Here is a 26877-nt window from a genome sequence, read left to right as displayed (position 1 = left end):
GCGGTACTCGGCAAGGATCTGTTCTTTCTTGCCCTCAACCGAGGTCTGCAAGATCGCGGTCTGGCTCAGCATATCGCTCAGGTGGCTCTCCTCGAGGCTGATCTCGCCCAGCAGCCGCGAGCGCTCGACCGGATCACGCAGCCGGTCGATCGAGGCGCGCAGCACTCCGGCGCGAGTCAGGCCCTTGCGGCATTCTTCCTCGATCGTACTCAGACGATCGCGGGTGACGGTGAGGATCGGGAACAATTCACCGCTTTGCAGGACGTCGATCTGCTCACGGATATCGAGGGTCAGCTCGCGGGCCTCCTCGAGGTCGGAGCGCAGCACGTTGATCATTTTGGCGGCGTCGTACAGCCGCCGCACGCGGGGATCGCGCGAGACCCAGACCGCAGCGTCGACCGGGATCACGCTGAGCTGCTGCACCGCGTCGGGGGGGATCTGATCGTAGCCCCGGCCGTACTCCACGAGCTCGATGCGGTCCGCGTCGTTGGACAGAGCCGTACGGCCCTGGCGCAGCTCGGCGCCGAGCTGGCGGTATTTCTGCTGCAGGCTGCGGTACCAATCTTCGGCCCCTTGGAAATCCTCGACCTGGGCGTAGACGTCGCCGATCAGCAGCTCGGCCTCGGGAATCAGCGGGCTGTGCGGGTCCGAGGCGATCACCGCGCTGAAGCTCTGCAGCGCCTCGCCCTCAAGCCGTACCAGGCTGCGCTCGATCTCGTCGAACACGCGGTCCATCGCCTGGATCTCGACGTCGAACTCGCCAAGCTGCTCCTCGTATTGGCCCAGGTCGGTCTTGGGCGGCAGGTTGAGCATCGAGGCGTAGACCACGTCGTACATCGCCTGGATCTCGGCCTGCTTGCTGCGTTCGGAGGTCAACTGGGCCAGGATCGAGTCGTTGCGCGTAACGTAGACCCACATCGTCTCGTACTGCGCCCGGCGGTAGTTGTCGGAATTTTCAGCGACCATGCCGTAGAACTGCACGGCCCGGCCGAACTCGCCGCGCTTGTAGTAGATGCGGCCCAGGGCCATTCCGGCCTCGGAGAGCACTTTCTCTTTGCCCGCCGGGTCGCCCTGGATCGCGGTCATCAACGATTCGAAATGAAGGGTCGCCTCGTCGACTCCCGACTTCTTGAGCTTGGCCACGCCGATGAAGTACTGCGCCTCGGCCCAGTACTTCTGCTCGGGACGAATCCGGCTGAGCACTTCCAGGCTGGTCTCCAGGTCGTTCTGCTGGTAGTGGCCCTTGGCGATCAGGTACAGGCCCAGACCGCCGTCGTCCTCTTCGGTCGAGGCGCTGAGCAGGCTGGTGTAATGCAGGTCGGCCGAGACATAGTCGCGCAGGGCGAGGTCGACCTCGATCAGACGCAGCAGCGCGGGAACGGCGAACGGATTTTGCAGACCAAGATCGTCGACCAGCCGGTTGAGGTACAGCTGGCTGCTGTTGTAACGGCCGATCTGGTACAGCGCCTCGCCCAGAATGTAGAGCGCTTCGTCGTAGCTGTTCAGCTTGTTGGACAGGCGGTGGTTGCAGATGCCGAACATCACCTCGGCGGCCTGCTTGTAATCGCCTGTCTTGAAAAAGAACTCTTTGCCCTCGACGAAACGTTGGCGCAGCACGATCAGGTCGCGCTGCTCGACCTCGGTATCGAGGTTCTGCTGTAGCGGGTACAGACGCGTCTCCAGGTTGGCCACGGCCGAGCGCAGCTTGACGATCTCAAGATCGAAATCGGAGATCAGCACCCGCTCCGAACTCTGCTCCTGGCAAAACGCCGGAGCGGCCGCGAGCAGCACCAAGCCCAATATCAGAGTCGAGACGAGCGGCGCCCTGTTCATCGATTATTCCGCGAGCTTCTTTACGTCCACCCGCAGGCGGCTTTTAAGGGTGCTCAGCGTGCCTCCCTTGTCGTAGGAGGTGATTGCCAACACAACCGGCTTGTCTTCGTCCACGCTGAAGCTGTAGCGGCTTTTGACCTTAAACAGGTAATCGTTCATGTAGCTGAAAACGCCGTAGCCGCGGCCTTGGAATACCAGGTCGATGGTCAGCAAATGCTCGCCGGGCAGCACGGCTCCCTCGTAAACCATGGTATCCTTGAGCTTGTCCAGCTCGCCGTCGGTGTTGCTTTTGTTAAACACCTCGAAACCGTCGAGGGTATAGCGGATGTTCTGCAGGGCGAACGCAGAGCTGACCTCTTGGGTATGGGTCAGCTGGATCTGGATGATCGCCAACGAACCGTACATCACCTGGTCGCGCAACTGCAGCAGTCGGGCTTTGGCATCGAAGATCTGGTCGCGCAGGTCGTCCAGCTCGTCCTCGAAGGCCAACAGCTGCTGGTTGGTCACCCTGGTGACGGTTACTCTGGTTTGTACTTGAGGGCTGCCGGTCGTCTCGCCGGATCCCTCCTGCTCGTCCTCGTTCTGAGCCATCGCCGTGGGTCCCAGGGCAAGGCCGAGGACCGCAAACACGGCGACCAGCGCCAGAATCGAGGCCGGGCGAACAACAACGCGCCAGCGGACCCGCTCAGAATGCACCGGTCTTACACCTCCGGTAATATGCAATTCGGACAACACCTTCATCAGCAATTCTTCGGGAAGGCTCGTCAGAATAGGCGTCCACTATAACTCTGTTCCGGCCCCGGTTGGTTCCGATTTTTACAACCCCAGGTTGGCTACCAATAATACAAAACGCTCATACGCGATGAGCGAAAATAACAACAATCGAAGTGTACGGCCTGGGACTCGCGCGTGTCAAGGAATAAAGTCCTTGTTATCACACAATGGTAGGCACTTCCGCTCATAATGGCGCCTCAATCTTCAAGTCGTCCCGGGCCGCAACGATCACCGACTCTTGGCTTTAAAGAATTTGCACATCCGCGACTCACAATCTGTAAGACAGCTACCAAAAACGAAAAGATCCACGTTCACCCCAGGTTCGTCCGAACCCTTGACAATGGGTAGTTCGTAACTATGTTTCCATCAGCAGGATAGACCAAACTAAAAGACCGAGGAGGTGAAAATAATGTCAATCATCAGATGGAATAATAACGACCTGGACTGGCCCGCCAGGACTCTTTCGAGCCTGCTTGGCGATCCGTTCCTCTCCGGACCTCTGAGCAACGGCAGCTCCTTGCTGCCCACCGACATCCATCACAGCGAGCACGAGATCGTGCTCACATCCGAGGTGCCCGGCCTGACCAAAGAGGAAATCGAGATCAGCGTTGAGAACGACATCCTGACCATCAGCGGCGAGAAAACCGGCGAGTCGCAGAGCAACGAACAGAACTGTTACTGCTCGGAACGTTCCTACGGTAAATTCGAGCGCCGGTTCGTGCTCCCCCAGAGCGTCGACCGCGATAAGATCACGGCCGAGGTTCACAACGGTTTGCTGAGCTTGACCCTGCCGATAAGCGAAAAAGCCAAGCCGCGATCGATCGAGGTCAAAGTCAGCTAAGGAATGTTCGAACCAACCGGGGATTTTATCAAGGGTCCCCAGCCAATCCGCCTAGATAAGCCCCCTACCCCGCGACGGCCCGCAAGGGTCGTCCGGGGCTTTCCCGATTTGTCGAGCCGTCTTGACAGCGCCCGAGGGCTCGCATAAGTTGCGCCGAACATCAACAGTGGATGATCACGGTCAAATGGGTAATGGCAAGGCAATTCTGGCTCTGGCCGACGGCCGGATCTTCCAGGGCACAGCCTTCGGCGCCCGGGGCGAGGCCGTGGGCGAGGTGGTGTTCAACACCAGCATGACCGGCTACCAAGAGATCCTCACCGACCCCAGCTACGCCGGACAGATGGTCTGCATGACCTACCCCTTGATCGGCAATTACGGGATCAACTCCGAGGACGTCGAATCAACCACGCCCCAGGTGCAGGCGCTGATCGTGCGCGAGGCCTCGACCCATCCCTCCAGTTGGCGCAACCGCGGCAGCCTGGGAGACTACCTAGTCCAGCACGGAATCGTGGGCATCGAGGGCATCGACACCCGAGCGCTGACCAGGCACATCCGCGATTGCGGCGCCCAGACCGGCGTGGTCTCGAGCATCGACCCTGACGCGCAGAGCCTGGTGAAAAAGGCCCACGACGCGCCGACCATCGAGGGCGTCGATCTGGTCCAGGGAGTCACCTGCCGCTCGCCCTACATGTGGAACCAGGGCGACTGGAGCATCGCCCGCAGCTACGAGAATTACCCACGCGGCGTGGCCAACGAACCGCAGTTCAAACGTACCTATAAGGTCGTGGCCTACGATTTCGGCATCAAGTTCAACATTCTGCGCCTGTTGACCGCCGCGGGCTGCGAGCTGACCGTGGTGCCCGCCGCTTTTGACGCCGAGCGCGTCCTGGCCATGGAGCCCGACGGAATTTTCCTCTCCAACGGCCCGGGCGACCCGTCGGCCGTGCCTTATGCGGCCCAGGCCGTGCGACGTTTTATCGAGGCCGGCATCCCGCTGTTCGGCATCTGCCTGGGCCACCAGATTCTCGGGCTGGCTTTGGGCGGCAAGACCTACAAGCTCAAGTTCGGCCATCACGGCGGCAACCACCCGGTAATGGACCTGACCACTAATAAGGTCGAGATCACCGCCCAGAATCACGGGTTCGCCGTGGACGTGGAGAGCTTGCAGGGGCTGGCCGAGCTGACCCACGTCAACCTCAACGACCAGACGGTCGAGGGCATGCAGCTCACCGGACGTCCGGTGTTCTCAGTGCAATACCACCCCGAGGCCTCCCCCGGCCCCCACGACCCGTCCTACCTGTTCGCGCGTTTCATTGAGAACATGCGCCGGGAAAAAGACGCCTGACCGCATCGTAGCTCGAATTCCAGTACAATCGAATCGTGGGTTTTTTTAGCAAGCTTCGGGACAAGACTCGGCCGCAATCCGACGCGCCGCAGGTCGAACCGATCAGCGACGAAGATTTCGAGCAGCGGGTTCTCAAATCCGCGCGGCCGGTCCTGGTTTTTCTCTGGTCCAGCACCTGCCCCTACTGCGCCAAGATGGCGCCCAACGTCAAGAACGTCTACAGCCGCACCCGCCATCTGCTCGACGCGTTTCACGCCAACGTGGCCGATGCGCCGCACATCGCGGCCTGGGCCCAGGTGCGCTCAGTGCCGACCACCGTGCTGGCCATCAACGGCAAGATCATCGAGATCGTCGGCGGATTCAAACCCGAGCAATACCTCGAAGAACTGATCCAGACGCGCCTGGCATTGCCGCAATACAATGCCAATCACCCAGGGTAAACCCCGGAGTGACCGCAAGGTTGATGTCGGTTATAGTAGCGGGCACCACAACAAGGATTAGCTAAGCATTGCCCGACTCTACGCGCGTCATCGCTTTTGGCCGTAGCGCCCTGTCACAACGCGGGCGCGCTCCGCTTGAGCTGCAGCTCGAGGTCACCAACCTGTGCAACTTCAACTGCGCGATGTGCCCGCGCGCAGCCATTGAGGCGCCCGAGCGCGAGATGACGCAAGAGGTCTTCGACGCGGTGCTGCGCTCCCTGGGCTCGTACGTGGCCGAGATCGGCCTGACGGGCTGGGGCGAGCCGCTGACTCACCCCTCGCTGGTGGATTGGATCGAACAAATTAAGGCGCTGGAGCCTCGGCGCAAGGTGCGGCTGACCACCAACGGCGCGCTGCTGAGCGAACAGATGATCCAGCGGCTGGTCGACTCGGGCCTGGACTCGATCTCGATCTCCATCGACGACACGGAGCCGGAGGCGGGCATCGGCCATCCCGGCGGCCGCTCCGTGGCCCAACGGATCGAACTGCTCTGCGTACGCGCGGCCGGCGGCGCGCCGCGCATCGTGCTTCAGCCCATGATCCAACCCGATTGCTCGCAGCGCATCGAGCGCGTAATCGAGCTGGCGCGCAGGGTAGGAGCCGACGCGGTCAACCTGGTGCGCCTGGACGTGACCCTCGATCCGGATCTCGATCGACCGGATTTGGCCGAGGAGCGACGGATCGTGGCCCAGGCGCGGGACTACGGCCACGGCCACGGCGTGCGCGTGGTCTCGGTCAACAACCTGCCCTACCTCGCTCTGGCCAACCACTTCGACCGGCATTGCGTCCGCAACTTCTACCACGCCTACGTCAACGTGGACGGCGAGCTCACACCGTGCTGTCGGCTGCGCTCGCACGCCCTGGGCAGCCTGCTCGAACACGACCTGGCAACGCTGTGGCGCGGCGCGGAGTTCGAGCGCTTCGTGCGAGAACGGCACCGGGTCTGCGCGGTCTGCGACGGGCTCAAGCGGCAACAGCGCGACCCGCGCGGCACAGGAGCTAAGAGATGAGAGTCCAGCTGATCGAGCCGCCCGCGCGCTATCCAGGGTGCGATGTTGACCAGCGCACGCCCGAGCGGTTGTTCGGCTGCGCCTTTGAGCTGTACCACATGCCCGACTTGGCGCAGTTGCAGTTGCTGTCGATCGTGCGTCAGGCCGGGCACGAGATCGACTTTCTCGACGCCACCCTCGAACAGCTCGACGCCGCAACGTTCGAGGAGCGCGTAGCAGCCTTTGCCCCGGACGCGCTGGTGCTGCACGGCGTGCTGCTCTCCAAACCGGTCGATTGCTACTGGATCGCGCGGCTGCTCGATCTGGCGCCCGCAACGCAAATCTTCGTCTACGGCCCGGAGCCGACCCGCGTACCCGAACAGTTCCTGCTCGACCAACGCGTGATCGTACTGCGCGGCGAGGCTGACCTCAGCCTACCCGCGCTGCTCGCGGGCGAAGTGCATCAGGGAGTCTCGCGGCTGGTCAACGGCGCGCCCGAGCATGTGCCCTCCGAGGGCCGAATCGTGGATTTCGAGAGCCTGCCCGCGCCGGACTGGGATATCGAGCCGCTGCGCAGGTTGCGCCACAAGCTGCGCAACCCCAAATTTCGCGTGCCGCCCCAGGCCAACCTGTTGCTCTCCCGCGGCTGCGCCTATCGCTGCTTGTTCTGCGTGCCGATCTCGCTGAGCTTCGCCCGCGAACAGGAGCACCTGAAAAACGCCGTTCGCAAGCCGCCGGTCTCGATGCTCTCGGCCGCCACGGCCATCGAGCGCTTCAAGCAGCTCGCGCAATGGGGCTACCGCTCAGTGATGGTGGTCGACGATCAGTTCCTTTGGGCACAGCCGCGCACGCTGGAGATCTGCGAGGGGATTGCTGATTTAAAGCTGAGCTGGGGCTGCCTGTCGCGCGCCGACTTTCTGCAGGACCTGCAGGTGGCGCAGGCCCTGGCCGACGCGGGCTGCGAAAGCATCGACATCGGCGTGGAGAGCCTGTCCCAGGACACGCTGGACTACGTGCGCAAGGACCTCAAGGTCGAGCAGGTGCACACGGCGGTGCATAACCTGCGCAGCGCGGGCATCCGCCCTAAGATCAACATCGTGATCGGCGCCAGCCCGTTTGAGACCGAGGCGCGAATCATCGACAGCGTGCGGCAACTGCAAAAGATGGGCGCCTCGGAGGTGATGTTCTCGATCGCCACGCCGTTCAAGGGGACCGAGTTTTATCGGCTGTGCCGCGAACAGGGCTATCTCAAGGACCAGGGCGAGGCGATCAACCCGATGGGCAAGGCGATGATCGGCTATCCGCCGCCGGGCCTTTCCGCGGAGGGGCTCGAGGCGGCCTCCAAGCGGGCCTATCGCGCGTTCTACCTGAGCCCGCGCTTTATCTTCAATCGGCTCAAATCGGTACGCAGCCCCGCCGACCTGCTGGCCGACGTTAAAACCGCGCTGCGGATTCTGCGCTGAGATGGACGTCTCGATCCTGGTCCCGGTTCACAACGATCAACAGCACCTCGAGGCCTCGCTGGCCGCGACATTGGGCCAGCAGACTCGGCTGAGCTTCGAGGTGATCGCAATCGACGATGGCTCCATTGACGATTGCCCGCAAATCCTACAGCGGATCGCCGCGACCGAACCACAGTTACAGGTGATCTCCAAGCAGGCCGGGGGCGAGGCCGGCGCTCTCAACGCCGGGCTGGAACAGGCGCGCGGAAAGCTGGTCGCGATCCTCGAGGCCGACGTCGAGGCTGAGCCGGACTGGCTCGAGGCGACCGCCGCGGCCCTGGACGATCCGCAGGTAATCGGAGCGGGCGGCGTGCTGCTCACACCGCGCAAGGATAGCTGGATCGCCCGCATCGCAGGGTACGAGGTCGAGTACCGTCAAGACCAGGTACAGCGCTTTGTGCCGCACATCACCAGCGCCAACGCGCTGTACCGCCGCGAAGCGTTCCAGATCGTCGGCCGTTTTAACGAGCAGCTGGTCAACTCCTGCCTGGACGTCGATTTCAACCAGCGGCTGACCGCCGCGGGGTACAAGCTGGCATTCGTGCGCCAGGCCCGGGTGCGCCACCACTACAAGGGTTCGTTCCTCGATTATCTCAAACGGCAGTACGCCTACGCGCGCTTCCGCCCCTTCCTGCGCAACCTGCACCTCTACAAGCGCGACGTGTGGATCTCGCTCCAGTTGGTTCTTACTTTGGCGACGCTGGCAGCCCTTGTCCTGGCCTGGATTACGCCCTGGCCGTTCGTGGGCCTGCTGATCGCCACGCTGCTCTCCAGCGTGCCGCCGGCGATCAGGGTCTTTGCCAAACACCGCGACCCGGTGCTGCTGGTGTTTCCGCTGGTGATGCCGGCGCGCAATGTCGCCGGGCTGCTGGGCTTGGCCCGCGGCTATTGGGCCCGGTGGTGGAGTTCTGATTAAAACCAGCCTGCGGCGCGGCGGTCGAAGTAGCCCGAGGTGGTGATCTTTTCGAGGCGGAACAGCACTTTGAACATCAGCGGCGCGAACACCAGGTTCAGGCCGATCTGCGGCAACAGCAGCTTGAGGTCGACCAGGGCCAGCAGGTCGCTGCCCGTGGGCACCACGTAGATCATCACCAGTGCGGCCAGCAGCTTGGCCAGCAGGGTGATCAGCAGCACCGAGACCAGTTGGAACGACAGCGAGCGCATATAGAACAGCTTACCCAGCACCCGCATGGCGTAGAAAATCAGCACGAAGACCAACACGTACTGGCCGAATACCTGGCCCGAGAACAGATCGACCACGTAACCCAGGCAGAAGGCGATCAGCCCGCCCCAGATCGGGTTGCGGAAGATCCCCATGTAGATCACGCAGATCAGCGCCAGATCGGGCGCCACACCGAAAATCGGCAGGTGCTGCCAGAGCATGCTCTGCAACCAAACCGCGAGCACGCCGACGGTCAGGAATGACAGCGCCTTGATCAAGGGACGCCGCCCGTGCCCTGAGCCGGCAACGCGGGCCCGGCAGACTGCTCGTCCTGGGGTGTGTCAGCCGTCGGCGGTAGGACAAGTCCTGCGCGCGGCCGATAGAGCTCGCCATCGATCTGCGGTATCTCGCGCAGGTCGATCACCTGTTGCGGCGGCAGTTGAATCAACGCCTCCTCCAGGCTGCTGAAGTCGACCGCCGGCTGCACCTGGACCAGTTGGGTCAGGCCGTCGGGCGCCTTCTCCACGCGTACGACCACGCCGACCAGCAATCCCTTGGGCACTACCGTGCGCGGGCCGAACCCGCTGCTCACTACGCGGTCGCCCAAGGCCACGTCGAGGCTCTGCTCGAGAAACGCGAACTGGCACAGGTCGGAGCTGATCCCCTGGATCAGCCCGCGGGCCCGCGAGCGCTGGTCGATTGCGTCCACGGCGCTGCGTTGGTCCACGATCAACGTGACCACGCAGACGCTGGCCGCGGCCTGGGTGACGAAGCCGGCCAGGCCCTCGGGGGTCAGCACGGCCAAGCCCGGCTCCACGCCGTGGTCCGTGCCGCGGTCGAGGATGATCGTGCGGTGTTCGCCGACCACGCTACGGGCGATCACCTCGGCCGGCAGCAGCTCGCCTTGGTAGCTGCGCAGAAATCCGAGCTGCTCGCGGCAGCGCTCGTCGGCCTTCCCCTGCTCCACCAGCTGATCGATGTGCATCCGCAGCTCGGCGTTGACCTCGAGCAGCCGCTGGTTCTTCTGCTTGACCTCGACCAGCGCCAAGTAGCGCGACCACAGCCCGGCAAGCTTGGAAAACGGCCAGTCCAAAGCGTGGTTGACCGGCCGGTAGACCGCGAGGATCGCCCTGTCGACCACCCGCAGCTCGGACTGCTCGTCCAGCCGGCCGCCTAAAAGCTGCAGGCCGAGCAACACCAGCACAACGGCCAGCAGTAAAATGCGAAATCGTCTGAACAGTTCCTTCATCAACGGCCGATCCGATCTTGAGGACGAGAGGTCGGACATTATCGTCATCGCAGCCGGTCAAGATCAAGCTCGGCTTGAACCGCCATGGGCGCGATGATAACTTTGCCGCCCTGATTACGTCCCCCCGGTGGGGTGATATCATGGAACACTGACGCTGCATGGAAATTCAATGGACGACTCGCTATTCCAAACGGTCAGAGACGCGCTCTACCCCTGCGACGATCCGCGGCTGCAACCGTTCGTCGAGCGGCTGCGCGCACGCTTTAAAACCGGACTGCTGGCCATCGTGTTCTACGGCAGCAAACTCGACCCGGTCACCGACACGCCGACGAGCTTCTACGATTTCTACCTGATCAGCGACAGCTACCGTAAGCTGCACGCGGGTTCGCGCGGCCAGGCGCTGCTCAACGGCCTGCTGCCGCCCAATATCTATTACGAGGACCTGGGCGCGGGGATGGCGTGCAAAGCGTGCTCGATCAGCCTCGAGCAGCTGCGCGAGCAGGTGCGGCCCGGAGCCAAGGACTTCTACCACCGCGGCCGCTTCAGTAAGCGCTTCTGCGTGGCCTGGGCCGCGAACCAGGACGCGGTTGACGAGCTGACCCAGATCTGGCTCGACGCCAGCGATTCGCTGCTGGCCCAGGCGCTGGTGCTGTGCGGCAACCGCTTCGAGATCCAGGACTTCAGCAAGGCGCTGCTCAAGCTCAGCTATCTGGGCGAGGTGCGGCCCGAGACCGACGACAAGATCGAGCAGCTGTATGAGGCCCAGAGCGGTTTCTACTCCGATGTTCACGCCCGGCTGCTCGAGCGCTTTCGCCGCGCCCACCACCGCGAGCTGGGCCTGGAACAACAGGACGGTCGCGTTGTCTATTATCAACGACGCACGGTCAGCGCCCGGCTAGCCGGGCGCAAGCAGCTTGAGCGCGCGCTCAAGCGCTCCAAGCGCCGGGCCGTGGCGCGCTGGCCCAAACAGATGATGCAGGTCGATAACTGGCTGGAGATCATCCTCGCCAAGTTCGAACGCACCCAGGGCGAGAAGCTCGAGCTCACAGCACGGCAGCGCCGCCATCCGTTGCTCTTGGGCTGGCCGCTGTTGCTGCGGCTCAAGCGTCAGGGCAAGATCAAATGAGCGCGTACGGGTCGATGGCGTTGCGAGACAGAGGGAGGTTGGTGTGAAAACCACGCTGGCGGCGAAAATCATTGAGGGCGAATCCATATCGGACGTGTTCCTGATCTCACGCAAGGACGTGCGCGAAACCAAGCACGGCAAGCTGTACATGGCGCTGGGGCTCTCCGACCGCAGCGGCCGGATCGAGGCGCGGGTCTGGGAGCGCGCCGATCGTTACGCCAACGCGATCGCCGTGGGCGACTACGTGTTGGTCGAGGCGCGGGCCGAGTCGTTCAAGGGCGAGATACAGCTCAACGTGACCTCGTTGACGCGACAGGATCCCAACGCCGTCGATCGCTCGCAGTTCCTGCCCTCCACCGGCGAGGACATTGAGCGGCTGTACTCGGAGATGCTCAAAATCATCGACACGATCCAGGACGAGCAGCTGCGGGCGTTGGTGCGCGCCATCGTTACCGATGGCGAGGTGGCGCGTCGGCTGCGGCGCTCCCCCGCGGCCCAAAGCGTGCACCACGCCAAGCTCGGCGGGCTGCTGCAACACACGATGAGCATGCTGCTGATGGGACTGCGTTACGCCGAGCACTATCAGATGCTCGACCGCGAAATGCTGATCGCCGGGGTTGTGCTGCACGACCTGGGCAAGCTCGACGAACTTAGCTACGACAGCGCGTTTGAGTTCACCGACCGCGGTCGGCTGCTGGGACACATCAGCATGGGGCTCGAGCGTCTGGACAGCGCCGCGGCCGAGCACAAGATCGATCCGCTGCGCCTGGACCAGCTGCGGCACATTTTGCTCAGCCACCACGGCGAGCGCGAGTTCGGCAGCCCGGTGCTGCCGGCCACGCCCGAGGCGCTGGTGGTCCACTTCCTGGACAACGTCGACAGCAAGCTAAACATCATGAGCAACCAAATCGAATCCGAGATCCACGCGCCCGGCGGGTTCACCTCGTACAACCGCTACATGGCCCGCTCGTTCCTCAAGGGACCGCTCGAGGGATTCAAGCCCTACGGCGTGCGCTGGCCCTGGCCCCGCTCCGAATCCGAGGACGCGACCAAGTCCGCCCGTACGCGCAAGGCCGACGCCTCAACGCCGAGCCTGTTTGATAAGCAGGACTGATGGGCCAAAGCCCGCTGGCCGTGTTCGACGTCGACCGCACCTGCGTTGACGGGATGACCGGCTTTCTATTTTCCTCGCACCTGTTCTCGCGGCGGATGGTCGGCCGTGCGGCGCGTTGGGACGTGGCGCGCACCATGCTGCGCTACCGGCTGGGGTTGTCCGGCCAGCGCGAGATGGTGCGCATCGGCGTCACGGTTTTACGCGACCTGCCCGAGTCCGCGGTGCGCCAGGCCGCGGCCGAGGCGTTCGAGCTGCGGATCAGGCCCCGAATGCTGCGCGGCGCGCTGAAAACAGCGCAAAGCCTCACGGCCCGGGACGTCGAGCTGATTGTAGCCTCGGGATCCAGCCGCTACATTGTCGAGCGCATCGGCCACGAACTCGGAGCGTGCGATGTGCTGGCCACGGACAACGAGGTGCGCGACGGCGTGTGCTCCGACCGCCCGCTGGAGCCGCTGTGCTTTGGCAAGGGCAAGCTCGAGCTGTTGCAACGCGCGCTGAAAAGCCGCGGGCTAAGCGTCGAGCAGGTCGCGCTGTACACCGACAACTACTCCGATTTGTCATTGCTCGAACGCGTGGCCGAGCCGCACGTGGTCAATCCCGAGCCGTTGCTCGAGCAACTTGCAGAGCAGCGCGGCTGGCCAGTGCACCACTGGCTGGAGCGGCTCGACGGCAGCGCTGCCGGCGGATCGAGCTTTCCGATCAGGCAACGCGCGAGGAGTAACAAATGAGAGCGATCGTCGCGATTCTGGCGCTAAGCGCGCTGCTGTCGGCCGCGCCTGCGTCCATGGCCGGTCCGACTACCGCGACGAGTCCAGCGCCGCAGGCCGCGATTTGCACCGTCGACCTGGAGCTGGTCAAGGGCTACGCCGCGCGACTGGGGATTATCGGACAAGCTTCGGAGAGCGGGATGTTGGGGCGCGTTGTATTCGACGGCCGGACCTTTGATCTGCTGCTGTCAGCGGACCCGGCGGCCTGCCTGTGCTACCTGGCGCTGCTGGACCTCTGCGAGTTAAAGGCCGACGACCCCAAGCGCGCCGTGGTGCTGCAACGGGCCATGGAGCTGAACTACGAGCTGGCAATGGGCAAACTCGAGTGGGACCGCAAGGCCGGTACAATCCGGCTCAGCCACAGCTTCAGCACCGAGTCGGGCCTGAGCTACGAACAGTTCCGCGGTGTGCTCTTGACCCTGCTCAGCGCGGCCCAGCCGCTACGCTCGGAACTGAAGTCAGCACGATGAGCCAGGGTGCGCAAAGCAACCAACGTCAGATGAGCGTGCTCGAGCTGCTGGGCACATCCACCGAGTTTCTACGCGAGCGCGGAGTACAGGAACCGCGGCTGGACGCCGAGTTATTAATAGGCGAGGTGCTCGGTTTGGACCGCCTGGGGCTGTACCTGCAGCACGACCGCCAGGTCGAAACAGCGGAGCGCGACCGTTTTCGCGAACTGATCCGGCGACGGTTGAGCGGCGAGCCGGTGGCCTACATCCTGGGTCGCAAGGAGTTCTACGGCCTGGAGTTCGAGGTCGGCCCGGCGGTGCTCGTTCCGCGTCCCGAGACCGAGGTGCTGGTCGACTGCCTGCTCAAGCTGCTGGCCGAACAAAAGCTGGAGCGCCCGTTGATTGCCGAGGTCGGTGCGGGGAGCGGCGCGATCTGCGTGTCGCTGGCGCACAGTCTGCCCGGCGCGCAACTGGTCGCCACCGAGATCAGCCCCGAGGCGCTGGAGTTCGCCAGTCGCAACGCGGTGCGTCACAACGTGGCCGAGCACATCGAACTGCTGCAATCGGACGTGCTCGAGCGGGTCGCGGGCCCGCTGGACGCGGTTATCAGCAACCCACCCTACATCGCCGAGCACGAGCTGGCCGCGCTGCCGGCCGACGTGCGCGACCACGAACCGCACGCGGCGTTGATCGCCGGTCCCGACGGGCTGGAACTGATCCAGCGTTTGGTCGAGCAGGCCGCGCCGCTGCTGCGGCCCGGCGGCGTGCTGTGTTTCGAGATCGGCGCCGGACAACTGGATCGAGTAACTGGGATAATCACCGGCCACGGCGGGTACGACGCGCCGCGCGCGGCCAAGGACCTGGCCGGACACCATCGGGTGGTAATCGCCCACAGGGAGAACTAGATGGATCGCATCGTAGTGCAGGGCGGACAGCGGCTGATCGGCGAAGTCGAGGTCTCGGGCTCGAAGAACGCGGCGCTGCCGCAGATGACCGCGGCGCTGCTCACCGACGAACCGCTGACCATTCGCGGAATGCCCGACCTGGTGGACGTAAGCACGACCAAGGCGCTGCTTCAGACCCTCGGCGTCAAGATCGAGGGCGCCCGCGAGATGACCCTCGATGCCAGCGACGTGTCCTCCACCGAGGCGCCCTACGACGTGGTGCGCAGAATGCGCGCCAGCATCCTGGTGCTCGGACCGCTGGTGGCGCGCTTCGGCCACGCCAAGGTCAGCCTGCCCGGCGGCTGCGCCATCGGCGTGCGCCCGATCAACCTGCACCTGGCCGGCCTGCGCTCGATGGGGGTCAAAATCGACCTCGAGCACGGATACGTAGTAGCCCAGGGGAAGCCTCAAGGGGCGAAAGTCGTCTTCGACTTCCCCACGGTCGGCGGCACCGAGAACATATTGATGGCCGCGACCCTGGCCAAGGGAACCACCGTGATCGAGAACGCCGCGCGCGAGCCCGAGATCGTCGACCTGGCGCGCCTGCTCTCGGCGATGGGGGCCAAGATCGAGGGCGCGGGCTCGGAGGTAATTACCGTCGAGGGGGTCGAGCGGTTGCACGGCGCGGACTGGGATCTGATGCCCGACCGCATCGAGACCGGCACCTTGATGACCGCCGCGGCGATCACCCGCGGCAACGTACTACTGCGCGGCGCGCGCGCCGGTGATCTGGAGGCGGTCGTCGAAAAGTTCAAGGACGCCGGAGTGAGCATCGAGCCGCAGACCGACGGCGTACGCGTCAGCTGCGTCGACCGCCCGCGCGCCGTGGACCTGCGCACAGCGCCCTACCCGGGTTTCCCCACGGACATGCAGGCGCAGTTCATGGCGCTGATGACCCTGGCTCAGGGCACGTCGGTAATCACCGAGACGATCTTCGAAAACCGCTTCATGCACGTGCCCGAGCTGCGCAGGCTCGGAGCCCAGATTCAGATCGAGGGGCGTTCGGCCGTGGTGCGCGGCGTGGAGCTGCCCTCGGGCGCCACGGTGATGGCCACGGATCTGCGTGCCAGCGCCAGCCTGGTGCTCGCCGGACTGGCCGCCTCGGGCACCACCATCGTGCGCCGCGTCTATCACCTCGACCGCGGTTACGAGCGCATCGAGCGCAAGCTCGCATCTTTAGGAGCGACGATCAGGCGCGAGAAAGAATAGCGATCAGGGAGCCCTGAGCAGCCCCTGTTGCTCGATCCACTGCGCAATGCTTTGCGCCGCGACCTCGCAGCCGCTCGCGTTCCAGTGCGGGTCCGCGGCAAAGTACAACGCCTGCCGGGCCTCAATGCTCTGCGGCGGCTTGTCGGCCAGCTCCCGCTGAAAATCGGCGAACAATAACGGATAGCAATCAACCCCTCTGCCCTGGGCGAGCCGCATGATCGTGTAGTAGGCCAGGCCGGGGCGGAAGTCGGCGAGATTGCGGCCGCTCAGCGCGCAGATCTCATCGTAGGCCTCGCGCACGGTCAGTTTGGAAAACGAGATTGCGTTGGGCACGGTCAGCACTGCGAACCGCGCGCCGTGGGCGCGGCACAGGTCGTCCATCTGCTCGAACAGTTCCGCGGTGCGCGCCAGCTCCTCGGCCACCAGCGGATCGCGCTCGCCATCGATAAAGTACGGCTGGTAAAGCAGCCGATACTCCTCTTGTCGCTCGGAATCCGAGCGCAGCAGCGCACCCAGCCGCAGCCCCAGAAAAGTGTAGAGGTATGAACGCGCCAGCAGGCTCGAGCGCTGTCGCGTTTCGCCGCGCAGCTCGCGGCGTAGATCGTTTAGGTCGTTGTTGAACCAGCACAGCAGCACCAGGTCCGGCGCCAGGTCGGGTAAAAAGCGTTGCATCAGCTCGAGCTGCCCGCGAGTTCCCGTGCCGCTCAGGCCCAGGCCCAGCACGTCCAGGGCTTGTCCGCGGTCACGTAGCACGCGTTCCAGACCGGCGCTCAAACCTTGCTCCCAGGGCAGACCGAGGTTCTCGACAAAGCTGTCGCCGACCAGCACCACCCTGCGTTCTCCGGGCTGTTTGAGCAGTCGCAGCACGCCGTAATCGCGCAGTCCGTATTGGTTGAACGGAATCGGGAACTGCTCGCGCGTGTCCGGATCGCGGCCTCTGATGGTCCTGCCGGAACGCGGCTCGACCGTGGACACGGCGTTGGTCAGCCGCGACTGGTTGTGCTCGTCATCGTCTTGCTGAGCTCCCACGCGCGCCTGAGAGACTGCGATGTCCAGCTCGACCGCAGTGCGGCGCAGCACCAGCTCGGCAACCAGTGCGAGCAGCAGCAGCACGAACAGGTTGATCGCCAAGGCATAGGCGATCGCCCTTGAACGGGGAATCCGCTGCTTAGCGCGCTTTTCTTTTGTCATCATCCACCGCGAGATTCCAGTTCGGCAAAATATAGTACGCGACGCGCGGCCATATCAACGAAACTGGGATCACGAGTAATAAAAGAAACGCCGCAGCCGGTACCACAGCCGTTCGCGCAGCCGATCCAGCCACGGTCGCCTTGACCAGGAGGTGAAATCAAGGGCCCGGCAGCGTTCGATGTTGTGCTTGAACAGCTCCTCGAGTTGCGCAGCAAGTTCCTCGGAACGGATCAGCAAATCGATCTCCAGGGTATGAAACAGGCTCACCGGATCGAGGTTGGCCGAGCCGACGATCGACTGCCGACCATCGACGCAGGCCCACTTGGTGTGGAGCATCGTCGGCTCGTAAAGGTAGATCCGCACCCCCTGCTTGAGCAGCTTGGCGTAGAGCCGTCGGCTGGCCATCTCGACAACGTAGATGTCCGAATGCGCCGGCAGCATCAGCCTGACGTCGACCCCGCGCGCCACGGCCTTGGCCAGTTCCCGGCGCAGCTTGCGGCTGGGAAAGAAGTAGGACTGGCTGAGCCACAACGTGCTGCGCGCGCGCTTGATGATCGAGACGTAGGCTTTCTTAATCGGGCTGTAGTCCGGAGCGGGAAAGCCGTCGAGCACGTCGATCAGCCTGGACGTGGACCGGTACGGTTCGAGCATCCTGCGGAATAGGATACGCGGGTCAGCGCGCCAGACGCTCTGGAAGCTCTCGGCCAGCCGCGCGGCGCCCGGTCCCTCCACGCGCAGTTGTAGGTCCTCCCAGTGCAGGAACTGATTGCCCAGGTTGATCCCACCGACGTAGGCCAGCTCGTGGTCGATCACCAGCAGCTTGCGGTGGTCGCGTCGATCCCACGGCAGCGCACGATAGCGTCCGCCGCCGTGACGCCAAAGCGCCAGCGGATTGAAAAAGCGCACCGTGCCGCCGGCGCGGCGCACGCTGTCGAAAAACGTCGAGGGCGTGCCCAACGAGCCCAGTGCGTCGACCAGCAGCAGCACCTCAACCCCGGCCGCGGCGCGCCTGGCAAGGGCGTCGCGGAACAGCTCGCCCACCGGGTCGTCGGCAAAGATGTACATCTCCCAGTGGATGGCGCGCTGGGCGCGTTCGATGTCGCCGAGCATCCGCGGGTAAAGCTCGCGACCGTTGCGAAACAGCTCGATCCTGTCCGCGCCAAGGGTGATCGCCATCGGCTATTGTCCGCCGAATCCGAGGTACGGGCCGAGGTTAAGTCGATTGACCAGCATCAGGCTCAGCGTGTGAAAGGCGCTCAGCCCGATCAGCGCGGCGGCCGCCGCGTCGCGTCGCGCGCCGTCGAGCACGCGGTAGAAGACGTAGACAAAGACGACGGTCGTCACCAGGGCCAGATTGGAGCTGTGCGCCCATTGGCTCAAATGCCCGCCGATCGGACGGTCGATCACGGCCACAACCAGCGCCCCGAGCCACAGTAACAGCAGCGCGCCCAATGCTCGATCGCCGCGTAGGGCTTTACGTATGGCGTTGGGCAGCGCCGCGATCAGCACGATTAACAGCGGGCAGTGCAGCAGCAGCTGGTTGTAAAACTGCTCCAGGTGCTCCTGCGAGAACATCCCGGCCGGGGCTTGATGATCGAGCCACGCGATCCAGAACAGGCCGTACGACTCGGACTGCAAATGAGCGAACGAGCCCAGCAGCTCGTAGGGACCAATGCTCGCGCCGCGGGCGTGCAGATCCCAGGCAGCCCAGGCCGCGATCAGCGCCGCGCCCGCGACGAACGGGCCCAGCAGCGCGGCCGCGCGTTTGGACCTCGAAAAACGGCGTCCGCAGGTCAGGCCGATCAGCAGCAGCACCGGCAGCACCGACGCGTTGAGCATGTGCGCGCCCACGGCAGCGAACCCGGCCGAACCGCTACGCCAGGGCAACGCGTCCTCTCGCAGGTCGTGAATCAGCGCCAGGCAGAACAGCGCCATGGCCAGCACCGGCGCGAAATAGATCTCGCGATGTCCGGCGAACAGCGCCAGACTCGGCGCGAACAGCAGCAGCGCGAACGCGGGCAGCCGCTCGCCCTGGGGCGCGATGCGTCCGGCCAAAGACCACAGCAGCGGAATCAGCAGCGCTCCGGCGCAGATACTCGCCAGGGCGATCAGCGGATCGAGCTCATGCGCAAGCGGCGCGGCCAGGGCCAGGCCGGAGAACAGCGCGCTGACCAGCCGCAGAAACAGGTTGCTCAGCGGGTTGGTCGGGTAGACGCGGTCAAGGTCGTTCAACGCCAGGGGCAGGCCGTAGTACGCTTTGTGTGAGTGCAGCAGCAACAGCAGCAGCAGGCAGACCAGCTCGAGCGCCAGCAGCCCGCGCAGACGCCGCGCCCCGAGCCAGGCATCGGCCCGACGCAGAACGCGCAGCAGCTGATGGCCCACCGGCGGCACACAGCAGGCAGCGGCAATAATCAGCAATGGAATCAGTGCGGCCATCGGCAGACGCCCGCCCAGCGTCAGGCCCCATAGCCCGGTGCCGCACAGCCCGACCGCACCCATGGCGTAGAGCACGAGCAACGCCCCGGCGCAGAGCGCCAGCGCCGCGTCCCAACGACGATCCTTCATTGCGCATAGTTTATCGCACTGGTGAACCTAGTGTCGTCAATCGTCGCCTTGCGGTTTGAAACCTGCGCCGCTTTTCGCGCATAGTGCTTCCCGCCCGCACCTCGGCGTACGCCCAACAGGAGTAATACGGATGGCCCGCTTGTTGACCTTGCTGACGCTGGTTTTTGTTCTGGCGCTAATCGCGCCGGGCTGCGAGGAGAACGTCGAGGACTCCACGGACGGGACGCAGGACGATGGAACGGTGGAGTACCCGGCCTGCTCGCTGATCCCGCTGATCGACGAACAATCGCGCACGTTCAAACTGATCTCCGCGCCGCCGTGCTCGTTCGAGCTGCTCGGCGGCGAGGCGCGGCTGGCCCTGCGGCGCGACGACCGCCTGGAGTGGGTCGCGCTGGGCGACTATCCGCATGCCCGGGCCGACTACACCAGCAGCAGCACGCGCTGGTCGTTCAGCGGACACAATTTTGCCCCGGATTTGGAGCTGGAGATCTCGCCAAGCGACGAGCCGTTGGGGGTTACGTTCACCGCGCTGCTCAGCGCGCACTCCACCGCGCAAATCGAGGGGTATGAAATCGCGTTCAACGCCTCGCGGGGTGTGGGGGTTGGCGGGGTAAGCGCCGTGGGCTTTAACGGCGGATACCAGATGCTGCACAACGGCCACGACGCCTGGAGCCCGACGCAGATCGAGCGCATCGAGGTCGGAGACGGCGCGGTGCCGCGCGCTGACGGCCGGGTCAAGGCCTGCGCCAACAACTATCATCCGGGCGATGATTGTCGCGGAGTCTCGTGGTGGGTCGGCGCCTGGTCCGTGCAGCGCGACGAGGCGGGCAACGGCGGCGAGACATTGGCCGCGGGCGCGCTCTCGGCCCACACCTGGAAGACCTATATCGCCTCCGAGGCACTGCGCGCCGACGGCCGCGGCAACCTGATCGTTGCGCAGGGCACGCCGGGCGACGCCATCGATCTCGCCGCGGGCAGCGAGCTGATCCTCGACCCGCTGTTCTTCACTGTGGCGCAAAACGGCGTAGACGCGCTGTACGACTACGCCCAGCGCGTGGCCCAAGTCGTACCGCCGCTGACCAGCGGCCAGCGGCCGCGCGGCTGGGGCAGCTGGTACGAGTTCTTCGCCGATGTCACCGAGCAAAATGTGCTCGACCAACTGCCGACAATCGACTCCGAATTTGCCGACGCCGGGTACACCCTGGTCCAGCTCGACGACGGCTACATGCCGCGCTGGGGCGATTGGAAAGCCAACGACAAGTTCCCCTCGGGCCTGGACCGGCTGGCCGACGCGATCTCGGCCTACGGCCTGCGACCCGGGATCTGGATGGCGCCGCTGCTGGTCGACGTCGAGTCCGGCGTCTACCAGGCGCACCCCGACTGGTTCGTACGCGACAGTGCGGGCGAGCACCCGCTGTTCGACAACCTCGGCGCAGCGTCCTACGCCTACCTCGACGTGACCCACCCGGACGCGGCCGACTGGCTGCGGGTCCAGATCTCGACCATGGTTCACCGCGGCTTCACCTACCTCAAGCTCGACTTCCTCTTCGCCGGATCGATCGAGGGCGTGCGCCGCGAGTCGGTCACCTCGATGCAGGCTTACCAGCGGGCGATGAACCTGATCCGCGATGCGGCGGGCCAGGAGGTGTTCATCCTGGCCTGCGGCGAGCCGATCTTGCCCAGCGTGGGCCAGGCGCACGCGATCCGCACCGGCACCGACGTGGTCAGCCCGCTGTTTCCCTGGCCGCTTCACGTGATCAACGCCAACCTGGCGCGGATGAACTCGGCGCGCTTTTTCACCAGCCGCTGGTTCCTGATCGACCCGGACAACCTGGTGGTGCGCGAGCCGCTGGGCGATGACGAGGCCCGACTCTCGGCCGTGATCAACGCTTTGGGCGGCGACCACCTGCTGCTGGGCGACGACCTCAACCAGCTCGACGCCCAGCGCAAACTTTTGCTGCTCTCGCCGCAGCTGATCGAGCTGGCCGACGCCCGGGGACGATTCGAACCGCTGGACCTGTTCGATCAGTACACGCCGGTGCTGATTAAAAATCCGGCCGAGGACGTGCTGTTCTTCAACTCGCGCCCGCCTAAACTCTGGTGGCGTGAACTCAGCGAGGGCAGCGGCTACCTGGCGGTCGTCGGTTGGCGCAAGGGCCTGAACAACGTCACACTGCGGCTGCGCGATCTGAGTGCTGAGCACTCGCGCCTGGTGCTGACCGAGCTGTTCAGCGACGAGTCGCTCGAGCTCGGGTCCGACCCGCTGAACTTTGAAATCCAAGGGCCGGCAATTAAGGTCTTTCGCGTTCAGCCGCGATAGCTGACGTAGCCCGCGACGCGCAACGCTGCCGCGGCCTTGGCCTGGTTGCCGCGCACGCGGCGGTTAAACGCGTTTTGATCCATGCGACGGTCGCGGTATTTGCGCAGAAACGAGGCGGCCTTGGCCATCGAGCCCAGGGCCGCGTAAGCCTGCAACTCCTCCACCGCCGATTCATCGGACAGTGCTTTGTGGATCAGCCGGTCGATGTCAGCGATGATCTCGACCTTGGTCATCCAGCCCAAGGGCTTGCGCGCCACACAGCGCAGGCCCGATTCGGGCATCACGCTCACCGCGTTTCCCAGGTTGCCCCGGCAATACCAGGCCCACTGGCTGAGCACCACCGTGAGCGGCCGTGCCGCGATCCGGCGCTCGGAGCAGACCTTGCTCTGCGCGCGGAAGAACTGCCGGTCCAGGTCGTTCAGCGCGGGGCTCACAGCCGGGCCTCGGGCGATCGGCCGTCACTCAGGTGCGCGGCCAACGCCTCGTCGCGCGCATCCAGGGCGATCTGCGTCAGCTCGTGTTCGTGCTGATGGGCGTACTGCTCGAGGTATTGCTCCCAGATGCGCCGCACCCGGCGCTCGAACAGCTCGATACCGCGCATCCGATCGTTCCCCACTCCCGCGGACAGCAGCTCGATCAACGCCCGCTCGAAGGTCAGCCGTTGCTTGGCGCAGCTCGCCGGATCGTAGATCCGATCTAATCCCTGGTCCGCGATCCACTGAGCCGCCTGCTCGGCGTGCCCGCTCTCAGCCAACCCGATCAACTGGTCGATGGACAGCTCCATTACATACTCCCCCTGTTTTCAGATATTTACGTTACGTCCATTATTAACAGACAAAACGGGTAAAAAAAACAGCAGAGCCCGCACTGCCGTGGCCGCAACCCCAAACATCCAATGCGATTTGACACATGGCTGTGAAGCTGAGCTCACGCACAGCCGAGCACCTGCTGTTAACTGATTGTTATATTGCAGACATTTTACACCCGGCATTATCCATCCGAATCGATAGACCCCGTAACGGTGATTTAATCCCTGCACCATAAGTCATATTATAATTGACTTAACGCTGGCGGTCAAGATTTACATGACACTATTTGCCTCTAGTCCTATTATTTTCTTTACATCTGTCCAATAAATATGGATGATTGCGTCATGCCAAAGCTAGGATCATATCTGCGGAAAAAGCGGAAGCTGGCTCGGATGACCATCGAACAGGTGGCTCAGCAGTGCGGCATCACCAAGCAGTACGTCTCCGAGATCGAGCTGCGCGGGCTGATCCCCAAAAAGGAGAAGCTCGTGGCCATCGCCAAATCCCTGGGTCTGGACCCCTCCCATTTGCTGCGCATGGCCGAGTTCGACCGCAACCCCGAGGTGGCCGAGCTGATCTACGGCGATGTGGTCTACAACGAGCAGCTGCCGATGATCCCGGTAATCGCCTGGGCTCAAGCCGGCCAGTCCGGCTTCTGGGAAGACCCCTACCCCGTGGGCCAAGGGATCGAGTTCCTCTCGCGTCCGGCCGAGATCAAGGACCCCAACGCCTACGCGCTGGTGGTCGATGGCGAATCGATGGTGCCGCGACTTAATCCCGGCGACCGCATTATCTGCACTCCCGAGGTGCAGCTCGACGACATCCCCTCGCGCTCGCTGGTGGTGGTCAAGCTCAAGGACGGCGAGGTGATGGTCAAAGAACTGCGCCGGGTGGACGACGGCCTGCTGCTGCACTCGACCAATCCCGAGTACAATCCGGTATTCGTCAACAACTCGCAGATCGAGTGGATCCACCGGGTGGTCAGCGTGGTCTTTCATTAGCCCGATCAGCACGGCGCGCCCGAAGCTTCGTCAACGATCGGCGCCTGTGCGATAATCATTGCCGATGAGCAACGACCGGCAGCCTTCGCAGGGCGGCGACGCCCGCGACTACGACCTCTACAGCGCGTACATGCCGCAGGTCCCCGGCGGCCCTTTGGGTCGTTTTCTCAATTACCTGTTCTCGCGGGTACAGGTCGACAGTTCGGCCCTGGGCCGCGACTGGACCCCGCCGCCGGACAGTACGATCTTTTACGCCGTGGGCTCGCCGGGCTGGTATCCGTTTCTGTTCATGGCCCAGCGCGCCGCGCAGCTCGGTCTGGACCCGCCGCGTTTCAGCCACTATCGCAGCCTCTATCCGTTTCTCAGCGTCAAGCGCACCCTGCGCCGCATCGGCGGAATCGCGCGTAGCGCGTTGCAGCGGCGGCGCTATCCCAACCCCTACCGCGACGGGTTCGTCAACGCCTCGATCGAGCGCGGTGAGGCGCAGATGATCTTCCTCAAACAGTACGAGGGGCTGCCGCGCCGCTTCTTCTACGACCGACCCGATCCGCTGGCCGAGTTGATAAAAATGCTGGCCGACTCGCAACGTCGGATCATCGTGATCCCGCTGCTGCTGCTGCACGCCAAGACTCCGCTGCAAGAGACCAACTCGCTGGTCGACCTGCTGTTCGGCCCGCCGGACGACCCGGGGACACTGCGTACGCTGTACAACCTGCTGACCAGACCCGGCTTCGCCCTGTGTCGTCTGATGCCGCCGATCGACCTGCGCGAATACGTGCAGCGCACCGCGCCGCAAGTACCCGACATCTTCAACCGTCACGAGGAGCTGGCCTACGAGCTGCGGCGCGAGGTGCTCGACCTGCTTAACCGCGAGCGCCGCGTAATCCAGGGGCCGCGGCTGAAGTCGCGCGAGGAGATCGTCGACATCGTGGCCCACGACCGCGACCTGCTTTCGCAGGTCAAGGCCCTGGCCGAGGCCGATGGCAAGGACTTTCTCAAGGACTACTATCACCTGCCCCGGCGCTACGCCGACGAGATCGCCAGCGACTACTCGGACAGCATGGTTCGCGTGCTCATCCGGATCCTCACCCGACTACTTGGCCGGATGTACACCTCGATCGAGGTCCGCGTGGGCAACCTGCGCAAGGTGCGCAAGATGGCGCGCGATATGCCGGTGATCTACATCCCGTGCCACAAGAGCCACATCGACTACCTGCTGGTCTCCTACGTGCTCTACCGCCAGCACATGATCCCGCCGCACATCGCCGCCGGGATCAACCTCAACTTCTGGCCGCTGTCGGCGATCTTTCGCAGGGGCGGCGCGTTCTTCCTGCGCCGCAGTTTCAAGGGGCAGCCGGTCTACGCCGCGACCTTCGCCAAGTACGTTGAAACGCTGATCCGCCACGGGCACAACATCGAGTTTTTTATCGAGGGCGGCCGCAGCCGCGTGGGCAAGTTGATCGTGCCCAAGCTGGGCTTCCTTTCGATCGTGCTCGATGCCTTCCGCCGCTCGGGAGTGCGCGACCTGCTGATCGCGCCGATCTCCATCGACTACGAGCGGATCTTTGAGGAGCGCTTCTACCTCAAGGAGCTGGCGGGCAAGGGGAACGAGGGCGAAAACCTGGGCACGGTCTTCCGCCATCGCAAAATGATCCTCCAGCCCCAGGGCTCGGTGCACCTGACCTTTGCCGAGCCGTTCACCGTGGGCCAGTACCTACGCGAGGAAGGGCTCGAAAACGTGCCGACCCAGCGCGAGCAGACCATGGCGCTGGCCCAGCGCATCGCCTACCGCGTGAGCTACGAGATCAACCGCGTCAGCCTGACCACGCCCGCATCGATCGTCGCCGCCGCCTTGATCGCCGACCCGCGCCGCGGAGTGCTGCGTAGCGAACTGATCGCGCGCTGCGGCGTGCTGGTGCGGCTGCTGCACCGTCGCGGAGCCAAGCTGCAGGAGACCGTGCTGCGCGACCCGGACTGGGTCGAGAAAGTACTGGCGCTGCTTCAGGGGCAATCGCTGCTCAAGCTCGAGGACGACCCGAGCGACCCGCGGGCCGCAATCTGCTACGTCGAGCCGGACAAGCGCCTGGCCCTCTCGCTGTACCGCAACATGCTGATGCACCACGTGCAGTTCCTCTCGCTGCTTTCGCTGGCCGCCCTGGCGCGCGACAAACACGGCCGGCGCTCGCCGATCCCGGAGCTGTTCGACGACTTCTCCTGGCTGATGCGCCTGCTGCGCTACGAGTTCATCTTCGGCGACCAGCCGCGGCCCGACGAGCAACGACGGCGCTTTGACTTCGGCCGCGAGCTCGAGCAACTGCTCGACTCGGGCCTGCTCAAACTCGATGGCGAGAACGTCGATAGCGACCCCAACCAGCACAACATCCTGACGCTCTGGGCCGGACAGACCGCGAGCTTTTGCGAGGGTTACTACGTGCTGTGCCACACCCTGGGCAGGCTTAAGAACCGCGAGCTGGGCGACCGCGACCTGCTGCGTCACGCGCTCAAACAGAGCGAACGGCTGATCGGCCTGGGCGAGATCGGTCGCACCGAGGCGGCGAGCAAAAGCATTTTCGACAACGCCCTGCGGATGCTGGTCGACGAGCAGATCGTCAGCCGCTTGCGTAAAAAGCTGGGGACTAAAAAAGAGGTCGTGCTCTACCGCGTGGCCGATCGCGAACGCCTGGCCCAAACCACCGAACGCCTCTCGAACTTCATCAGCTTCTAAAGGGTGGGGTGGGGTAATAATGTTGAATAACATTATTTGGTAGGCGCGAGCCGGGCATTGTCTTGAGATTTACCACCTGACTACGCGCGACAGCTCGCTCAGCGCGTTCTCATCCTTGGGTCGGCTGATACGTGCAGTTTGCGGTGCCATGTGCCACGCCACGATCTATGACCGACAATCGTGCGGAACATCTTGTCTCGATGAACAATCCTTCTTTGAGAACGCGCTGAGCGAGCTGTCGCCCGGCTTCGAGCCGGGGCAAAACTCGCGTACGTGACCTGCATGTGGCTCGACGATGCTCTCCGCGTCGCGGCATGGGTCTACGCAAAATGACCAGGGAAATATGCGAGCTTTGATGCGGCTCCAAGCCGCCCCGGCGAGCCTTCACACAAAGATCGTTTTTACGATCTTTACCTTCCCTCCACCATCTTTCGACGCGGAGTGGCTCGTAGCATTACGACCAGTGTACTACGCGAGTTTTGG

24 protein-coding genes are annotated in these 26877 nt (G+C 64.0%); 15 read left to right on the top strand and 9 right to left on the bottom strand.

The features are described 5' to 3' along the window. Both P9M14_12105 and P9M14_12100 read right to left on the bottom strand, forming a co-directional pair. On the bottom strand, nt 1-1833 hold a 1833-nt coding region (locus tag P9M14_12105; protein MDP8256483.1), incomplete at its 3' end, for a tetratricopeptide repeat protein. A gap of 3 nt (nt 1834-1836) precedes the next feature. Next, nucleotides 1837-2529: a hypothetical protein gene (locus tag P9M14_12100; protein MDP8256482.1), complete on the bottom strand. Its 693-nt coding sequence runs from the start codon at nt 2527-2529 to the stop codon at nt 1837-1839. Between the two features lie 487 nt (nt 2530-3016). On the opposite strand from P9M14_12100, the gene P9M14_12095 reads away from it, so the two are divergent. The 6 genes from P9M14_12095 (at nt 3017) to P9M14_12070 (ending at nt 8679) form a co-directional block, all read left to right on the top strand. Continuing rightward, on the top strand, nt 3017-3448 hold the full coding sequence (locus P9M14_12095) for an Hsp20/alpha crystallin family protein (GenBank protein MDP8256481.1): 432 nt from the start codon (nt 3017-3019) through the stop codon (nt 3446-3448). A gap of 184 nt (nt 3449-3632) precedes the next feature. Further along, complete coding sequence (carA, locus tag P9M14_12090) at nt 3633-4793, top strand: glutamine-hydrolyzing carbamoyl-phosphate synthase small subunit (protein ID MDP8256480.1); 1161 nt, start codon at nt 3633-3635, stop codon at nt 4791-4793. Between the two features lie 35 nt (nt 4794-4828). Then, nucleotides 4829-5233 (top strand): thioredoxin family protein, encoded by a 405-nt coding sequence (locus tag P9M14_12085; protein ID MDP8256479.1) that lies wholly within the window; start codon nt 4829-4831, stop codon nt 5231-5233. A 68-nt stretch (nt 5234-5301) separates the two neighbouring features. Then, nucleotides 5302-6282, top strand: a complete 981-nt coding sequence (locus tag P9M14_12080) for a radical SAM protein (GenBank protein ID MDP8256478.1) — start codon at nt 5302-5304, stop codon at nt 6280-6282. Further along, nucleotides 6279-7724, top strand: a complete 1446-nt coding sequence (locus P9M14_12075) for a radical SAM protein (protein MDP8256477.1) — start codon at nt 6279-6281, stop codon at nt 7722-7724. Before P9M14_12080 ends, P9M14_12075 begins: the two co-directional genes overlap by 4 nt. A 1-nt stretch (nt 7725) precedes the next feature. Continuing rightward, the gene (locus P9M14_12070) at nt 7726-8679 is read left to right on the top strand and encodes a glycosyltransferase (protein MDP8256476.1); all 954 of its coding nucleotides are present in this window, start codon (nt 7726-7728) and stop codon (nt 8677-8679) included. Here P9M14_12070 and mreD read toward each other — a convergent pair. Next, nucleotides 8676-9203 (bottom strand): rod shape-determining protein MreD, encoded by a 528-nt coding sequence (mreD, locus tag P9M14_12065; GenBank protein MDP8256475.1) that lies wholly within the window; start codon nt 9201-9203, stop codon nt 8676-8678. The genes P9M14_12070 and mreD overlap by 4 nt on opposite strands. Then, the gene (gene mreC, locus P9M14_12060) at nt 9200-10174 is read right to left on the bottom strand and encodes a rod shape-determining protein MreC (GenBank protein ID MDP8256474.1); all 975 of its coding nucleotides are present in this window, start codon (nt 10172-10174) and stop codon (nt 9200-9202) included. Before mreC ends, mreD begins: the two co-directional genes overlap by 4 nt. A gap of 169 nt (nt 10175-10343) precedes the next feature. Between mreC and P9M14_12055 the strand changes: the two genes are divergently transcribed. The 6 genes from P9M14_12055 to murA are packed head-to-tail and all read left to right on the top strand — an operon-like array spanning nt 10344 to nt 15783. Further along, nucleotides 10344-11300, top strand: coding sequence for a hypothetical protein (locus P9M14_12055; protein MDP8256473.1), 957 nt, complete (start codon nt 10344-10346; stop codon nt 11298-11300). Between the two features lie 43 nt (nt 11301-11343). Then, nucleotides 11344-12414, top strand: coding sequence for an OB-fold nucleic acid binding domain-containing protein (locus P9M14_12050; protein MDP8256472.1), 1071 nt, complete (start codon nt 11344-11346; stop codon nt 12412-12414). Continuing rightward, a complete protein-coding gene (locus P9M14_12045; protein ID MDP8256471.1) occupies nt 12414-13142 on the top strand; it encodes an HAD family phosphatase in 729 nt (242 codons plus the stop codon). The genes P9M14_12050 and P9M14_12045 overlap by 1 nt, the downstream gene beginning before the upstream one ends. Beyond that, entirely contained in the window at nt 13139-13651 is a 513-nt protein-coding gene (locus P9M14_12040; protein ID MDP8256470.1) for a YbjN domain-containing protein, read from the top strand. The genes P9M14_12045 and P9M14_12040 overlap by 4 nt, the downstream gene beginning before the upstream one ends. Next, nucleotides 13648-14535 carry a peptide chain release factor N(5)-glutamine methyltransferase gene (gene prmC, locus P9M14_12035; GenBank protein MDP8256469.1) on the top strand — a complete coding sequence of 296 codons (888 nt, stop codon included), beginning with the start codon at nt 13648-13650 and terminating at the stop codon, nt 14533-14535. Before P9M14_12040 ends, prmC begins: the two co-directional genes overlap by 4 nt. Continuing rightward, nucleotides 14536-15783 carry a UDP-N-acetylglucosamine 1-carboxyvinyltransferase gene (murA, locus tag P9M14_12030; protein MDP8256468.1) on the top strand — a complete coding sequence of 416 codons (1248 nt, stop codon included), beginning with the start codon at nt 14536-14538 and terminating at the stop codon, nt 15781-15783. 3 nt (nt 15784-15786) lie between these two features. On the opposite strand, the gene P9M14_12025 is transcribed toward murA, so the two are convergent. The 3 genes from P9M14_12025 to P9M14_12015 form a co-directional block, all read right to left on the bottom strand. Further along, the gene (locus P9M14_12025; GenBank protein MDP8256467.1) at nt 15787-16974 is read right to left on the bottom strand and encodes a hypothetical protein; all 1188 of its coding nucleotides are present in this window, start codon (nt 16972-16974) and stop codon (nt 15787-15789) included. Nucleotides 16975-17043: 69 nt separating this feature from the next. Then, complete coding sequence (locus P9M14_12020; protein ID MDP8256466.1) at nt 17044-18150, bottom strand: phospholipase D-like domain-containing protein; 1107 nt, start codon at nt 18148-18150, stop codon at nt 17044-17046. Nucleotides 18151-18153: 3 nt separating this feature from the next. Then, nucleotides 18154-19539: a hypothetical protein gene (locus tag P9M14_12015; protein MDP8256465.1), complete on the bottom strand. Its 1386-nt coding sequence runs from the start codon at nt 19537-19539 to the stop codon at nt 18154-18156. 130 nt (nt 19540-19669) lie between these two features. On the opposite strand from P9M14_12015, the gene P9M14_12010 reads away from it, so the two are divergent. After that, nucleotides 19670-21859, top strand: a complete 2190-nt coding sequence (locus P9M14_12010) for an alpha-galactosidase (GenBank protein ID MDP8256464.1) — start codon at nt 19670-19672, stop codon at nt 21857-21859. Here P9M14_12010 and P9M14_12005 read toward each other — a convergent pair. Both P9M14_12005 and P9M14_12000 read right to left on the bottom strand, forming a co-directional pair. Next, complete coding sequence (locus P9M14_12005) at nt 21847-22293, bottom strand: hypothetical protein (protein MDP8256463.1); 447 nt, start codon at nt 22291-22293, stop codon at nt 21847-21849. The genes P9M14_12010 and P9M14_12005 overlap by 13 nt on opposite strands. Beyond that, complete coding sequence (locus P9M14_12000) at nt 22290-22643, bottom strand: hypothetical protein (protein ID MDP8256462.1); 354 nt, start codon at nt 22641-22643, stop codon at nt 22290-22292. The genes P9M14_12005 and P9M14_12000 overlap by 4 nt, the downstream gene beginning before the upstream one ends. Before the next feature lie 369 nt (nt 22644-23012). Here P9M14_12000 and P9M14_11995 point away from each other — a divergent pair, with 369 nt between their 5' ends. Further along, a complete protein-coding gene (locus P9M14_11995) occupies nt 23013-23669 on the top strand; it encodes a S24 family peptidase (GenBank protein MDP8256461.1) in 657 nt (218 codons plus the stop codon). A gap of 64 nt (nt 23670-23733) precedes the next feature. Beyond that, the gene (locus P9M14_11990) at nt 23734-26394 is read left to right on the top strand and encodes a 1-acyl-sn-glycerol-3-phosphate acyltransferase (GenBank protein ID MDP8256460.1); all 2661 of its coding nucleotides are present in this window, start codon (nt 23734-23736) and stop codon (nt 26392-26394) included. Nucleotides 26395-26877: the final 483 nt, after the last annotated feature.

It is taken from the genome of Candidatus Alcyoniella australis, from assembly GCA_030765605.1.
GTDB classification, from domain to species: domain Bacteria; phylum Lernaellota; class Lernaellaia; order JAVCCG01; family Alcyoniellaceae; genus Alcyoniella; species Alcyoniella australis.
The sequence above is the reverse complement of the archived record's forward strand: the minus strand, read 5'-3'. Positions and strand labels throughout refer to the sequence as shown.

What these genes read in the sequence shown, in the direction of transcription:
- P9M14_12095 (MDP8256481.1), top strand. Translation starts at nt 3,017, where the DNA reads ATGTCAATCATCAGATGGAATAATAACGACCTGGACTGGCCCGCCAGG.
- carA (MDP8256480.1), top strand. Translation starts at nt 3,633, where the DNA reads ATGGGTAATGGCAAGGCAATTCTGGCTCTGGCCGACGGCCGGATCTTC.
- P9M14_12075 (MDP8256477.1), top strand. Translation starts at nt 6,279, where the DNA reads ATGAGAGTCCAGCTGATCGAGCCGCCCGCGCGCTATCCAGGGTGCGAT.
- P9M14_12070 (MDP8256476.1), top strand. Translation starts at nt 7,726, where the DNA reads ATGGACGTCTCGATCCTGGTCCCGGTTCACAACGATCAACAGCACCTC.
- mreC (MDP8256474.1), bottom strand. Translation starts at nt 10,174, where the DNA reads ATGAAGGAACTGTTCAGACGATTTCGCATTTTACTGCTGGCCGTTGTG.
- P9M14_12055 (MDP8256473.1), top strand. Translation starts at nt 10,344, where the DNA reads ATGGACGACTCGCTATTCCAAACGGTCAGAGACGCGCTCTACCCCTGC.
- P9M14_12045 (MDP8256471.1), top strand. Translation starts at nt 12,414, where the DNA reads ATGGGCCAAAGCCCGCTGGCCGTGTTCGACGTCGACCGCACCTGCGTT.
- P9M14_12040 (MDP8256470.1), top strand. Translation starts at nt 13,139, where the DNA reads ATGAGAGCGATCGTCGCGATTCTGGCGCTAAGCGCGCTGCTGTCGGCC.
- prmC (MDP8256469.1), top strand. Translation starts at nt 13,648, where the DNA reads ATGAGCCAGGGTGCGCAAAGCAACCAACGTCAGATGAGCGTGCTCGAG.
- murA (MDP8256468.1), top strand. Translation starts at nt 14,536, where the DNA reads ATGGATCGCATCGTAGTGCAGGGCGGACAGCGGCTGATCGGCGAAGTC.
- P9M14_12025 (MDP8256467.1), bottom strand. Translation starts at nt 16,974, where the DNA reads ATGACAAAAGAAAAGCGCGCTAAGCAGCGGATTCCCCGTTCAAGGGCG.
- P9M14_12020 (MDP8256466.1), bottom strand. Translation starts at nt 18,150, where the DNA reads ATGGCGATCACCCTTGGCGCGGACAGGATCGAGCTGTTTCGCAACGGT.
- P9M14_12015 (MDP8256465.1), bottom strand. Translation starts at nt 19,539, where the DNA reads ATGAAGGATCGTCGTTGGGACGCGGCGCTGGCGCTCTGCGCCGGGGCG.
- P9M14_12010 (MDP8256464.1), top strand. Translation starts at nt 19,670, where the DNA reads ATGGCCCGCTTGTTGACCTTGCTGACGCTGGTTTTTGTTCTGGCGCTA.
- P9M14_12000 (MDP8256462.1), bottom strand. Translation starts at nt 22,643, where the DNA reads ATGGAGCTGTCCATCGACCAGTTGATCGGGTTGGCTGAGAGCGGGCAC.
- P9M14_11995 (MDP8256461.1), top strand. Translation starts at nt 23,013, where the DNA reads ATGCCAAAGCTAGGATCATATCTGCGGAAAAAGCGGAAGCTGGCTCGG.
- P9M14_11990 (MDP8256460.1), top strand. Translation starts at nt 23,734, where the DNA reads ATGAGCAACGACCGGCAGCCTTCGCAGGGCGGCGACGCCCGCGACTAC.